The following is a 13,335-nucleotide window of genomic DNA, read 5'->3' on the forward strand; positions in this document are numbered from 1 at the left end:
GGTCCGATCATGGTGGACATCCGTGACGTACCCGACGACGACATCGACCGCGCACTGGAGCTCGGCCACCTGGTCTTCCACGAGCGGCCCGGGGAAGAAGAACGCGCACACCACCGGGAACTCCTCGCAGGCTGCGAGCGGATCGGCGCCTACGACGGCGGGACGCTGGTGGGCCTCATGGCGGCCCACCCGTTCCGCCTGTCGGTGCCCGGAGCCGAACTGCCCTGCCCCTCGCTGGCGTCGGTAGCCGTGGCCCCCACCCACCGCCGGCGCGGCGTGCTCTCCGCGCTGATGGCCGAGCAGCTGGCCCGGGCCGCGCGCACCGGCCGGCCGCTCGCCGCGCTGTGGGCTTCCGAGGCCGCCATCTACGGCCGGTTCGGCTTCGGAGCCGCCACCCAGGGCGTCGCGGTCGAGATCGACTCGACCCGGCCGCTGGCCCTGCGCATCACCCCCGACGACCGGCCGCTGCGGCTGGTCGACCCGGCGCAGGCGCCCGGGCTGCTGGGCCCGTACTACGACCGCACCCGCGCGGACCGGGCCGGCCGGCCCGCCCGGTCCGCCGAGCGCTGGCGCACCGAGTGGCTGCGCGAGAAGGACCCCGAGGACGACACCCTGGGCCCGCCGCGGATCCTGGCCCTCGGTGAACCCCTCGCCGGATACGCGGTGTTCCGCACCAAGGGCGAGGACGACAGCGGCCCGGTACGCGTCCCCGGCGTGGTCCGCGTCGACGAACTGGAGGCCGACACCCCGCAGGCGGCCGCCGCGCTCTGGCAGTGCCTGGCGGCCGTCGACCTCACCGGCCGGGTGACCGCCTGGGGCCGGCCGCCAGACGACCCGCTGCTGCTCTTCGCCGCCGACCGCGACCAGGTCCGCACCACCGGGCAGTACCCTGCGCTGTGGCTGCGGCTGGTCGACGTCCGCGCCGCCCTCACCGCCCGTGCCTGGGCGGCGCCGGTGGAACTCGCCCTGGACGTCACCGATGCACAACTCCCCGCCAACGCAGGCCGGTTCCGGCTGAAGGCGGACCCCGGCGGCTGCACGTACGAGCCGTCCCGGGCCCCGGCCGATCTCGCCGTCGAAGCCCGCGACCTTGCCGCCTGCTACCTCGGCGGCACCCGGGCCGGCGACCTGGTCCGGGCCGGCCTGGCCGCCGAACACACCCCGGGCGCCGCAGCCGCCCTCGACGCCGCCCTGCGGACCCCCCGACTCCCGCACACCCTGGAGGACTTCTGATGCCGCCACGGTGGAACAGGAGCCTCCGCCGGGTCTGTGTGATCATCCTCCGATGACTTCTGAGGCGATCCCTGCACCCTCGTCCGCATCCCCGTCCGCGGCCGCATCCGGCAGCTGGACCCTGGGCGACCTGGTCGTCCACCGCATCGGCTTCGGCGCGATGCGCCTCCCGCAGACCGGCGAGGCGTTCGCGCCCGGCGCCGCGCCCCGCGACCGCGACCAGGCGGTGGCGGTGCTCCGCAAGGCCGTCGAACTCGGCGTCAACCACATCGACACCGCCGCCTTCTACTTCTCCTCCCTCCGCTCCGCCAACGAGCTGATCAACCGGGCACTGGCCCCGTACCGCGACGACCTCGTCATCGCCACCAAGGTCGGGCCCGGCCGCGGCCCCGCCGGGGACTGGCTGGACCACGCGGGCCCGGCGCAGCTGCGCGGGCAGGTCGAGGAGAACCTTCGCCAGCTCGGCCGCGACCACCTCGACCTGGTCAACCTCCGCGTGCTGGGCACGGCCTCGGTCGCGGAGCGCTTCGGGGTCCTCGCCGAGCTGCGCGAGGCGGGCCTGATCCGGCACCTCGGGGTGTCCAACGTGAGGCCCGAGCAGCTCGCCGAGGCGCAGGCCATCGCCCCGGTGGTCTGCGTGCAGAACCGCCACGGCCTGGGCGTCGCCCCCGAGACCTACGCGTTCGTCCGGCACTGCGGCGAACAGGGCATCGCCTACGTGCCGTTCTACTCGATCGCCGGTGCCGGGCGGGAGGCGGGCAAGACCGCCGCAGAGGCCGAGGAGGTGCTGACCGTGGCCCGCGCCCACGGCGCGAGCCCCGCCCAGATCCGGTTGGCCTGGTCCCTGCACCAGGGGCCGCACGTCCTGGCCATCCCCGGCACCGGTGATCCGCGGCACTTGGTGGACAACGTCGCCGCCGGTGCGCTGAAGCTGACGGCGGAGGACCTGGCCCTGCTGGACTCCGTCCACGCCAGGGCCGTGTGACCCCCCGGGGCGGAGCCCCGGGGCGGGCAGGCCCCGCAGGGTCAGGGGAGGCGGGCCGCGGCCCAGCCGAGGGCCGGGCTCCAGGCGCCGGGGGCCAGCCCGGTCGGCCGCTCGTACAGGTCCTCCTCGCGGTAGCGGCGGGTCCGCTCGTGCCAGAGCTGCACCCCGGCGAACCAGTTCTCCAGCCCGTGCACGTAGCCGTCCACCGCGGCCCGGTCCGCCGCCCCCAGCCGCAGGTCCTCGTACAGCACCGGCAGCCGGGTGGCGGCGATGTGCCGGAACTCCTCCAGGCGCTGGAGCAGCAGCCGGTGGCAGATGTGCACCGCCTCGGGGGCGCCGATGCCGAAGAAGTTGCGGGTGACGAGCACGTGGTTGTGCAGCTCGCCGTCCACCTCGATCTCCTTCTGGTACGACCAGAGGTCGTTGAGCAGGCAGCCGGCGTCGGCGACCGCGTTCTCCAGCGACCGGACCGCGCCCGAGTCCAGCGCCTGCACCGGGACGGCGTGCGCCGTCCGGGCGAGGTGCATGGTGAGCGGGGAGCCGAAGGTGCGGCGGCGCATCTCCGCGTAGTCCACCGGGTCCGGGATGCGGTTCTGGAACTCGTTGCCGAGCTCCCACAGCCAGCTCTCCAGCATGTCCGCCACGGCGGCCCGGAACGCGGCCCGGCCGGCCGGCGCCATGCCCGGTGCGGTACGCCCCCACAGGTCGGCGAGGGCGCGCTCCATCGCGGTGACCGGCTCGGGTGCGCCGTCCGGCTCGTCCGCGGGCATCAGGGCGGTCAGACGGTCGACGGCCAGCCGGGCGCCCGGCAGGTCGTTGCCCCGCCCGAACACCAGCGGGAAGTAGTCGTCGGCGTACGTCCCCCAGGTCAGCCAGGCGGCGTTGAGGAACAGCTCCTCCGGGGCGGCGTCCGGGGCGATCCCGGCCGAGCAGAGGGCGAAGTCGTAGCCGCGGAGCCGCCGTTCGGTCCAGATCGCGGAGCCGGGATCGCCCGGCTGCGGGTCGACGAGCCCCATCCGGCGGGCCCACGCGACGGACTCCTCACGGGCCCGTGCGTGGTGCGGGCTGAGCCGCAGCGGGAACGGCGCGGGCACCTCCGGCACCACGGACGGCCCGGTCCGCTCGTACGGCACGTGGCTGAAGGACCGCCGCCGCAGGGCGGTCGAGCGGGGCGTGACCACCGACCGGAGGTCCAGAGCACTGGTCCCCAGGCCCTTCGGCAGGAAGGGCAGCGTCAACGGGGCGGTGGGCCGGGCCCCTTCGTTCATGTAGCGGCTGGAGACCATGTGCCACTCGTGGCCCCCGGACTGCCAGTCCTGCAGCCCCTTCGCGTACGCGAGGACCGCCGCGGTCTCCGCCGGGGTGAGGGCCTCCTCGGCGCACAGCGCGGGGAGTTCGGTGAGCGCGGTGTGCTCGAACTGGTGCAGCCGCGAGGTCAGCAGGTCGTTGCAGATCTCGGCGGCCTCCTGCGTCGGACAGCCGAGGAAGGTCTCCAGCACCAGGACCGCGTTGGACAGCTCGCCCTCGTCGGTCACCTCGCGCTCGTAGGAGAACAGGTCGTTGCGCAGGTGCACGGCGTCCGAGAACGCGTCCCGGAGCACGGTGAGCGGCCGCGAGCGGGCCACCCTTGCCGGCACCTCGGCGGCGGCGTACTCCACCAGACCGGCCGACCACGGGGCGCCGCCCACCTTGCGGCGCATCTCGACGTACTCCAGCGGGTTCGCCACCCGCCCGATGTCGATGTTCGCGAGCTCCCACATCGACTCGTCCAGCAGGTTGCGGGTGCTCTCGGAGAACCGTTCCCGCCAGTCCGCGGTCATCGCCGGGACGGTGCGCGCCCACAGGTCGGCGAGGCCCGCCTCCACCGGATTGGTCGCCTCGGGGAAGCCGGCGGCGAGGTCCGCCGGCATGAACGCCGCCAGCCGCTCCAGGTAGGCCTGGGCGCCCGCCCGGTCCTGGGTGCGCTTGAACACCTCCAGGAAGTGGTCGTCGAAGAAGAACACCCACACGTACCAGTCGGTGATCAGCGACAGGACCGCCGCATCGCAGTCCGGGTGGGTGTGCGCACACAGCAGGGCGTAGTCGTGGGCTTCGAGGTCCTCCGCGGTCCACACCCCGGAACCCTCCAGCATCCCCATCCCGCGGGCCCACCGTCTGGTGTGCTCCCGCGCCTCCTCCAGGTGCGGGTTGAGGCGCGCCGGATAGGGCACGTAGAACTCCGGCAGTCGGAACGGCTGCGTCACTTCGGGCTCGGCCTTTCGTCTGAGGGCGCGGGAGCCGGCGCACCCCCGCGCGGGAGCCGTGCCGTGCGCCCCCGCACGAGAATCAGCGGGGCACTACCCCCACCGGCCGTGCCCCATGGGGGAATTCACCGCATCAGGTGACCCGGGCGCCGATCCCGGGTGCGGCGGGCCGGTGACGGGGTACGGAAGAGGGGCGGAGCCGCCACGGCCCCGCCCCTCACCTGCTCCGACCGGTCAACCGGTCACGCACACGGCGGACTTACTCCGCCTCGCCCTCCAGGCTGCCCTCGGTGTCGAGGAACACCTGCCGCAGCGCCTCCAGCGTCTCCGCGTCCGGCTTCTCCCACATACCGCGGGACTCCGCCTCCAGCAGCCGCTCCGCGATGCCGTGCAGCGCCCACGGGTTGGCCTCCTGCAGGAACGCCCGGTTCTCCGGGTCCAGCACGTACGTCTGCGTCAGCTTGTCGTACATCCAGTCCGCGACCACGCCCGTCGTCGCGTCGTACCCGAACAGGTAGTCCACCGTCGCGGCCAGCTCGAAGGCACCCTTGTAGCCGTGGCGGCGCATCGCCTCGATCCACTTCGGGTTCACCACCCGGGCCCGGAAGACCCGCGAGGTCTCCTCCACCAGGGTGCGGGTGCGCACCGTCTCCGGGCGGGTCGAGTCACCGATGTACGCCTCCGGAGCCGTGCCCCGCAGCGCCCGCACCGTCGCCACCATGCCGCCGTGGTACTGGAAGTAGTCGTCCGAGTCCGCGATGTCGTGCTCGCGGGTGTCCGTGTTCTTCGCGGCCACCGTGATCCGCTTGTACGCGGACTCCATCTCCTCGCGCGCCGGACGCCCGTTCAGCTCCCGGCCGTACGCGTAGCCGCCCCACACCGTGTACACCTCGGCGAGGTCGGCGTCCGTGCGCCAGTCCCGGCTGTCGATCAGCTGGAGGATGCCCGCACCGTACGTGCCCGGCCGCGAGCCGAAGATGCGGGTGGTGGCCCGCCGCTCGTCGCCGTGCTCCGCCAGGTCCGCCTGCGCGTGCGCCCGCACGAAGTTGGCCTCCGCCGGCTCGTCCAGCGAGGCCGCCAGCCGTACCGCGTCGTCCAGCAGCCCGATCACGTGGGGGAACGCGTCACGGAAGAAGCCCGAGATGCGCAGCGTCACGTCGATGCGCGGCCGGCCCAGCTCCTCGTACGGGACGGCCTCCAGGCCGGTGACCCGGCGCGAGGCCTCGTCCCACACCGGGCGAACGCCCAGCAGGGCCAGCGCCTCCGCCACGTCGTCGCCCGCCGTGCGCATCGCACTCGTGCCCCACAGCGACAGGCCCACCGACGCCGGCCACTCGCCGTTGTCCGTGCGGTACCGCTCCAGCAGCGAATCGGCCAGCGCCTGCCCGGTCTCCCACGCGAGGCGCGACGGCACCGCCTTCGGGTCCACCGAGTAGAAGTTGCGGCCCGTCGGCAGCACGTTCACCAGGCCGCGCAGCGGCGAACCCGACGGGCCCGCCGGCACGAAACCGCCGTTCAGCGCGTGCACCGCGTGGTCGATCTCGTCGGTCGTCGCGGCCAGCCGCGGCACCACCTCACGGGCCGCGAACGCCAGGACGTCGGCCACGCCCTGCGGGTGCCCGGCCGCCACCGAGGCCACCGCGTCCGGCGCCCAGCCGGCCGCCTCCATCGCCTCGACCAGGGCCCGCGCCGTCTCCTCCGCGGCGTCCGCGGTGGTGCGGGTGGCCGCCGACTCGTCCAGGCCCAGCGCCTCGCGCAGGCCCGGCAGCGCCGTCGTACCGCCCCAGATCTGGCGGGCCCGCAGGATCGCCAGCACCAGGTTCACCCGCTCCGGGCCGGTCGGCGCGCCGCCCAGCACGTGCAGGCCGTCGCGGATCTGCGCGTCCTTGACCTCGCACAGCCAGCCGTCGACGTGCAGCAGGAAGTCGTCGAAGCCGTCGTCGTCCGGACGCTCCTCCAGACCCAGGTCGTGGTCCAGCTTCGCGGCCTGGATCAGCGTCCAGATCTGCGCCCGGATCGCCGGCAGCTTCGCCGGGTCCATCGAGGAGATCTGCGCGTACTCGTCGAGGTGCTGCTCCAGCCGGGCGATGTCCCCGTAAGAGTCGGCGCGCGCCATCGGCGGCACCAGGTGGTCGACCAGCGTCGCGTGCACCCGGCGCTTGGCCTGGGTGCCCTCGCCCGGGTCGTTCACGAGGAACGGGTACACCAGCGGCAGGTCGCCCAGCGCCGCATCGGGCGCGCACGCCGCAGACAGGCCCGCGTTCTTGCCCGGCAGCCACTCCAGGTTGCCGTGCTTGCCCAGGTGGATCATCGCGTCGGCGCCGAAACCGCCGTCCGCGGCCGCGGCCTGGATCCACCGGTACGCCGCCAGGTAGTGGTGCGACGGCGGCAGGTCCGGGTCGTGGTAGATCGCGATCGGGTTCTCGCCGAAGCCGCGCGGCGGCTGGATCAGGATCAGCAGGTTGCCGCGGCGCAGCGCCGCCAGCACGATGTCGCCGTCCGGGTCGCCGCCTCTGCCCACCCGCGAACGGTCCAGGAACATCTCGCCCGGCGCCGGACCCCAGTGCTCCTCGACCGCCTCGCGCAGCTCCGCGGGCAACCCGGCGTACCAGCGGCGGTAGTCCGCCGCCGGGATCCGCACCGGGTTGCGGGCCATCTGCTCGTCGGTCAGCCAGTCCTGGTCGTGACCGCCCGCCTCGATCAGCGCGCGGATCAGCTCGTCGCCGTCGCCCGAGACCAGGCCGGGGATCTCCTCCTCCGGACCGAAGTCGTAGCCCTCGGCGCGCAGCCGGCGCAGCAGCGCCACCGCACTCGCCGGGGTGTCCAGGCCGACCGCGTTGCCGATCCGGGAGTGCTTCGTCGGGTACGCCGACAGCACCAGCGCGATCCGCTTCTCCGCGTTCGGGGTGTGCCGCAGCTTCGCGTGCCGCAGCGCGATGCCCGCCACCCGGGCGGCCCGCTCGGGGTCGGCCACGTACGCCGGCAGGCCGTCCCGGTCGATCTCCTTGAAGGAGAACGGAACCGTGATCAGGCGGCCGTCGAACTCCGGCACCGCGACCTGGCTGGCGGCGTCCAGCGGCGACAGCCCCTCGTCGTTCTCCTCCCAGGCGCTGCGCGACCCGGTCAGGCACAGGGCCTGGAGGATCGGCACGTCGAGCGCGGCCAGCGCACCCGCGTCCCAGGCCTCCTCGTCACCGCCTGCGGAGGCGTCCGCCGGGCGGGTGCCGCCGGCGGCGAGCACCGTGGTGACGATGGCGTCGGCGTGCGCCAGTTCGGCCAGCAGCTCGGGCTCGGGGGTGCGCAGCGAGGACACGTACAGCGGGGCGGGCGTGCCGCCGGCCTCGGTGATCGCATCGCACAGGGCGTGCACGAAGGCCGTGTTCCCGCTCATCTGGTGGGCGCGGTAGTACAGCACCGCGATCCGCGGGCCGTACGCGCGGACCGGGGTGCGCTCCAGCGGGCCCCAGGTCGGGGCGGCGGCTGGGGCGTCGAAGCCGTGGCCGGTCAGCAGCACGGTGTCGGAGAGGAACCGGGCCAGCTGCGCCAGGTTCGCGGGGCCGCCGTGCGCCAGGTAGGCGTGGGCCTCGGCGGCGATGCCGATCGGCACCGTGGAGGCGGCCATCAGCTGGGCGTCGGGGGCCTGTTCGCCGGTGAGGACCACCACCGGCCGGTCCTGGCCGGGCGCCAGCAGCACGTCCAGCCCCTCCTGCCAGGCGCGCAGGCCGCCGAGCAGCCGTACGACGACCAGCTCCACGCCGTCGAGCAGACCGGGCAGGTCGTCGAGGGGGAGCCGGGAGGGGTTCGCGAAGCGGTACGGAACCGGGCCCTCCGCAGCGCGGGCGCTGAGCAGATCGGTGTCGGACGTCGACAGCAGCAGGATCATGCGGCGGCAGGCCTTCCTCGGGGTTTCCGCGCCCCGGGCAGTGAGGACGACGGGAGTTCCTGACTCACCCGGCCGCCGCAGGGGCAGCCGCCGGGCTCACAGTGGCGGGACCGCGCCGGAGTCTCACCGGGCTTCCTCCCATGTCGCCGTCCTCGGCGATGACGGACCAGTCGGCCCGCCGAGGGGCATCCTATGCGCCGCCCGCACCGTGCGGGAGAGGGGGTTGTCCCAGGTCGAGGCGCGACCCGGGGGCACGGGAGGTGGCGTCGGCCACAGGCCGGGCCCGCGGAATCGTGGGTATGCTCGCCGCCATGCCACCGCCCCCCTCCGACGCATCCCGTGACGAACCCGTCATACGGGAGCGCGGCGACGCCTGCCCCGGTGCGCTGCGACTGCACGCGGCGGACGACGGGTTCCTGGCGCGCGTCCGGATCCCCGCCGGACTGCTCGGCGTACGGCAGGCCGGACTGCTCGCCGACGCTGCGGACCAGTTCGGTGACGGGCAGCTGGAACTGACCTCCCGGGGCAACGTGCAGCTGCGCGGCCTCGCCGACGGCTGCGTCGCGGCCCTCGCCGGCCTGCTGGACGAGGCCGGACTGCTGCCGGCACCCGGCCACGAGCGGATCCGCAACATCGTGGCCGGTCCGCTGTCGGCACCCGGCGATCCGCAGTGGCCCCACGTGCGGCCCTGGGCGCTGGAGCTCGACCGGCTGCTGTGCGCCAACACCCGGGTCACCGCACTCTCCGGCCGCTTCCTGTTCGCCTTCGACGACGGCCGCGGCGACGTGGCGGCACTCGGCCCCGACATCACCGTGCTGGGCCGTCCGCAGCAGCGCGCCCTGCTGCGGACGGGAGCCGCCGCCGACGGCGTCGAGGTGGCCGCCGCGGACGCGGCCCGGGCCGCGCTGATCGCCGCCGAGTACTTCCTCGACGCCGCCGAAGCGGCCGGCACCCGGGCCTGGAGGGTCCGCGAACTCCCGCCTGAACACGGCCTTGCCGCAAGGGAGTTGGCGGACCGACTGGAGGCTGCCGGGATCGCCGCCGAGCCGGTCGGCACCGTGGACTGGCCGCGGTCGGGGGCACCCCGGCCGGGAGTGGCGCGGGACGGCTCGCTCTGCGCACTCGTCCCCCTCGGGCGGCTGACGTCAGGGCAGTTGAGGCTGCTCGCGCGGGCCGCCGCCGAACGCGGCGGAGAGCTGCTGATCACCCCGTGGCGGAGCGTGGTCCTGCCGCCGGGAGCCGGATCCGGGTCCGACGCGGGCACCGGAGCCGGGAGCGGCGTGGCCGACGACCTGGTCCGCGGTGGGCTCGTCGTCGCCGGCGGCAGTGACTGGCAGGGCGTCACCGCCTGTACGGGCCGGCCCGGTTGCGCCAAGGCGCTGGCCGACGTACGAGCCGACGCCGCCGCCGTCGCCCCCCGGTCCCGCGGGCCGCTGCCCGTCCACTGGTCCGGCTGCGAACGGCGCTGCGGTCATCCGCAGGGCACCGCCTGGGTCGATCTGGTGGCCACCGGCGGCGGGTATGAACTCGCCGTCCATGGGCAGGAGTTGTCCGCCGCACCCGCATCCGTGCCCGACCTGGCGGCGGCCCTGGCCGCCGCCCGCGCCACCCCGGCACCCGGCTCCGCCGGGCTGCCCGTTTGCCCGCCGAGACCGGCACCTCCCGCAGGACCGGCAGGCACGGCACGTCCCGAGAGTTCCGCAAGTTCCGAATCCGACGCAGTGCAGAGATGAGCGAGTACACAGTGTTTGAGTACGAGAAGGACGGGGCGGCCATCTACCGCCAGTCCTTTGCCACGATCCGCGCCGAGGCGGACCTCGCCGGGCTGCCGGCCTCGGTCGCGCAGGTCGCCGTACGCATGATCCACGCCTGCGGAATGACGGACCTCACCCGCGACCTCGGCTACACCGACGACGTCGTGCTGAACGCCCGCGCGGCGCTGCACGCCGGCGCGCCGGTCCTCTGCGACGTGCAGATGGTCGCCAGCGGCGTCACCCGCAAGCGGCTGCCCGCCGGCAACGACGTGCTGTGCACCCTCTCCGACCCCGAAGTCCCGGCGCTCGCCGCCAAGATGGGCACCACGCGCAGCGCCGCCGCGCTCGAACTCTGGCGCGACCGCGGCCTCCTGGAGGGCTCCGTCGTCGCCGTCGGCAACGCGCCGACCGCCCTGTTCCGGCTGCTGGAGATGATCGAGGAGGGCGCCCCGCGCCCGGCCGCCGTCATCGGCGTCCCCGTCGGCTTCATCGGCGCCGCCGAGTCCAAGGACGCGCTGGCCGCCCACTCCTCCGGCCTGCAGCACCTGATAGTCCGGGGCCGCCGGGGCGGCAGCGCCATCGCCGCCGCCGCGATCAACGCGATTGCGAGCGAAGAAGAGTGAGCGGGCGTCAGGCAAACGGCGAACAGCAGCCCGGCCGTCTCTACGGCGTGGGCCTCGGACCCGGCGACCCCTCGCTGATGACGCTGCGCGCCGTGCAGATCATCGCCGAGGCCGACGTGATCGCCTACCACAGCGCACGGCACGGGCGGTCCATCGCCCGCTCCATCGCAGCCGAGCACCTGCGCGCCGACCACATCGAAGAGCCGCTGGTCTACCCGGTGACCACCGAGACCACCGACCACCCCGGCGGCTACCAGGGCGCCATGGACGAGTTCTACGCCGCGTCCGCCGCCCGGCTCGCCGCCCACCTCGACGCCGGCCGCACGGTGGCGGTGCTCGCCGAGGGCGACCCGCTCTTCTACGGCTCGTACATGCACATGCACAAGCGGCTCGCCGACCGCTACCCGACCGAGGTCGTGCCCGGCGTGACCTCCGTCAGCGCGGCCGCCGCCCGCCTGCAGACGCCGCTGGTCGAGGGCGAGGAGGTGCTGACGATCCTGCCCGGCACGCTGCCCGAGGAGGAGCTCACCGCCCGGCTCGCCGCCACCGACTCGGCCGTCGTCATGAAGCTCGGCCGCACCTTCCCCGCCGTGCAGCGGGCGATGGACAAGTCCGGCCGGCTGGCCGAGGCCCGCTACGTGGAGCGCGCCACCATGGCGGGCGAGCGCACCGGGATGCTCGCGGACACCGACCCGGAGACCGTGCCGTACTTCGCGGTCGCCGTCGTGCCCAGCCGCGTCGGCAACCCCGGCACGCCCGGCACGCCCGCGGTGGAGCCCGGTCCGGGCGAGGTCGCGGTCGTCGGCACCGGGCCGGCCGGCCCGCTGTGGCTGACCCCCGAGACCCGGCGGGCCCTCGCCGACGCCGACGTCCTCGTCGGCTACACCACCTACCTCGACCGGGTGCCCCGCCGCCCCGGCCAGATCCGGCACGGCTCCGACAACAAGGTGGAGTCCGAGCGCGCCGAGTTCGCCCTCGACCTCGCCCGCCGCGGCCACCGGGTGGCCGTGGTGTCCGGCGGCGACCCGGGCGTGTTCGCCATGGCCACCGCCGTGCTGGAGGTGGCCGCGCAGGACCCGTACCGCGAGGTGCCGGTGCGGGTGCTGCCCGGTGTGACGGCGGCGAACGCGGCGGCCGCCGCGGCCGGCGCCCCCCTCGGCCACGACTACGCGACCATCTCGCTCTCCGACCGCCTCAAGCCGTGGGACGTCATCGCCGAGCGGCTCACCGCGGCCGCCCGCGCCGACCTGGTGCTCGCGCTGTACAACCCGGGCTCCCGCAGCCGCACCTGGCAGGTGGAGAAGGCCCGCGACCTGCTGCTGGACCTGCGCTCCCCGCAGACCCCGGTGGTCGTCGCCCGCGACGTCGGCGGCCCCGAGCAGTCCGTCCGCATCGTCACCCTGGCCACGCTGGAGCCGACCGAGGTCGACATGCGCACGCTGCTGCTCATCGGCTCCTCGCAGACGCAGGTCACCGAGCGTGCCGACGGCAGCCGGGTCACCTGGACGCCCCGCCGCTACCCGGAGGCCTGACCTCCGGCGACGGCGTCGGGCGGCACCTGCCGTGCCGCCTGACGCCGTCCCGGTTCAGCACTGCCAGAGGAACGCCGCGCGCCCGCACGGCTCGCACGCGTGCAAGTACGCCGTGCCCGAGCCGAAGTTGGGCGCGGTGAGCGGGTCAGGTCCCTCGTCCAGCTGGGCCACGAACGCCATCGGCGTGCCGCAGCCCGCGCAGCCGGGCGTCTCGTCGAACTGCAGCCAGTCCGGCTCCCCGCCGAGCTGCCCCAGCACCTCGCTCTGCGGCCGGCCGGTCCGCGCCGACCAGGCCGCCGCGGCGTCCTCGTGGCCTGCCGGGTCCACGCGTACCGGCTCGGCGATGCGGACCGCACCGAGCAGCCGCACGTCCTCCGGCTCCGCCGGGTCCGCCGGATGCATCGGCACCAGGCCGGCCGCCGGGAACAGGAACGCCCGGTTGCCGCCGGCGCCGGCGTCCCACTCCTCGCACATGCCGGGGTCGTTGGCGCACATGAACGCCGAGACGACGCCGCGGTCGCCGTCCAGGACGATCTGCGCGATGAACTGGAGTGCGCCCAGGCACGACGCGCACACCGGCCAATCCGTCCCGGCGGGCACCAACGGCACTCCGCCGACCCGACTGACCGCCGCATCGGCCTCGCCGGCCCCACCGTGAATCAACAACGTGGCAATGCTCATACCCCGACCCTATGCGCCCCCACCAACACCCCCAAACCCCCGCCTCCCGGCGTCCGCGACGCATGCCCAGGACCCCGCCGCCCCCAGCCCCACCGGCGCCCCCGGCGCGGGGCCCGGGCTCCGCCGCACCCTTCAGCCTGTCCGGCGCTCGGGGCGCGGGGTCCGGGTTCCGCTGCACCCTCCGGCCTGTCCGGCGCTCGGGGCGCGGGGTCCGGGTTCCGCTGCACCCTCCGGCCTGTCCGGCGCTCGGGGCGCGGGGTCCGGGTTCCGCTGCACCCTCCGGCCTGTCCGGCGCTCGGGGCGCGGGGTCTGGGCTCCGCTGCACCTTCCAGCCCGTCCGGCGTTTGAGGCGCGGGGTCGGGGCTGCGCTGCACCCTCCGGCCTGTCCGGCGCTCGGGGCG

At 74.8% G+C, this 13,335-nt stretch carries 8 protein-coding genes and 1 riboswitch; of the genes, 5 read left to right on the top strand and 3 right to left on the bottom strand.

Annotated features, from left to right (window positions below):
- Positions 1-9: 9 nt before the first annotated feature.
- Both LG634_RS28720 and LG634_RS28725 read left to right on the top strand, forming a co-directional pair.
- A complete protein-coding gene (locus LG634_RS28720; RefSeq protein ID WP_226737871.1) occupies positions 10-1,233 on the top strand; it encodes a GNAT family N-acetyltransferase in 1,224 nt (407 codons plus the stop codon).
- A gap of 52 nt (positions 1,234-1,285) precedes the next feature.
- Positions 1,286-2,218 (top strand): aldo/keto reductase, encoded by a 933-nt coding sequence (locus LG634_RS28725; RefSeq protein ID WP_226737873.1) that lies wholly within the window; start codon positions 1,286-1,288, stop codon positions 2,216-2,218.
- A gap of 41 nt (positions 2,219-2,259) precedes the next feature.
- Here LG634_RS28725 and LG634_RS28730 read toward each other — a convergent pair whose 3' ends face one another.
- Positions 2,260-4,461: a terpene synthase family protein gene (locus tag LG634_RS28730; protein WP_226737875.1), complete on the bottom strand. Its 2,202-nt coding sequence runs from the start codon at positions 4,459-4,461 to the stop codon at positions 2,260-2,262.
- Positions 4,462-4,720: 259 nt separating this feature from the next.
- Positions 4,721-8,344 carry a cobaltochelatase subunit CobN gene (gene cobN, locus LG634_RS28735; RefSeq protein WP_226737876.1) on the bottom strand — a complete coding sequence of 1,208 codons (3,624 nt, stop codon included), beginning with the start codon at positions 8,342-8,344 and terminating at the stop codon, positions 4,721-4,723.
- Between the two features lie 40 nt (positions 8,345-8,384).
- Positions 8,385-8,516, bottom strand: a riboswitch (cobalamin riboswitch).
- A gap of 139 nt (positions 8,517-8,655) precedes the next feature.
- On the opposite strand from cobN, the gene LG634_RS28740 reads away from it, so the two are divergent.
- The 3 genes from LG634_RS28740 to LG634_RS28750 are packed head-to-tail and all read left to right on the top strand — an operon-like array spanning position 8,656 to position 12,253.
- Entirely contained in the window at positions 8,656-10,077 is a 1,422-nt protein-coding gene (locus LG634_RS28740; RefSeq protein WP_226737878.1) for a ferredoxin-like domain-containing protein, read from the top strand.
- Positions 10,074-10,721, top strand: coding sequence for a precorrin-8X methylmutase (locus LG634_RS28745; protein ID WP_226737880.1), 648 nt, complete (start codon positions 10,074-10,076; stop codon positions 10,719-10,721). The genes LG634_RS28740 and LG634_RS28745 overlap by 4 nt, the downstream gene beginning before the upstream one ends.
- A complete protein-coding gene (locus LG634_RS28750; RefSeq protein ID WP_226737882.1) occupies positions 10,718-12,253 on the top strand; it encodes a precorrin-2 C(20)-methyltransferase in 1,536 nt (511 codons plus the stop codon). The genes LG634_RS28745 and LG634_RS28750 overlap by 4 nt, the downstream gene beginning before the upstream one ends.
- A gap of 54 nt (positions 12,254-12,307) precedes the next feature.
- Here LG634_RS28750 and LG634_RS28755 read toward each other — a convergent pair whose 3' ends face one another.
- A complete protein-coding gene (locus LG634_RS28755; protein WP_226737884.1) occupies positions 12,308-12,934 on the bottom strand; it encodes a DUF1963 domain-containing protein in 627 nt (208 codons plus the stop codon).
- Positions 12,935-13,335: the final 401 nt, after the last annotated feature.

The organism is Streptomyces bambusae (genome assembly GCF_020532645.1).
Taxonomy (GTDB): Bacteria; Actinomycetota; Actinomycetes; order Streptomycetales; family Streptomycetaceae; genus Streptomyces; species Streptomyces bambusae.

What these genes read in the sequence shown, in the direction of transcription:
- LG634_RS28720 (WP_226737871.1), top strand. Translation starts at nt 10, where the DNA reads ATGGTGGACATCCGTGACGTACCCGACGACGACATCGACCGCGCACTG.
- LG634_RS28725 (WP_226737873.1), top strand. Translation starts at nt 1,286, where the DNA reads ATGACTTCTGAGGCGATCCCTGCACCCTCGTCCGCATCCCCGTCCGCG.
- cobN (WP_226737876.1), bottom strand. Translation starts at nt 8,344, where the DNA reads ATGATCCTGCTGCTGTCGACGTCCGACACCGATCTGCTCAGCGCCCGC.
- LG634_RS28740 (WP_226737878.1), top strand. Translation starts at nt 8,656, where the DNA reads ATGCCACCGCCCCCCTCCGACGCATCCCGTGACGAACCCGTCATACGG.
- LG634_RS28745 (WP_226737880.1), top strand. Translation starts at nt 10,074, where the DNA reads ATGAGCGAGTACACAGTGTTTGAGTACGAGAAGGACGGGGCGGCCATC.
- LG634_RS28755 (WP_226737884.1), bottom strand. Translation starts at nt 12,934, where the DNA reads ATGAGCATTGCCACGTTGTTGATTCACGGTGGGGCCGGCGAGGCCGAT.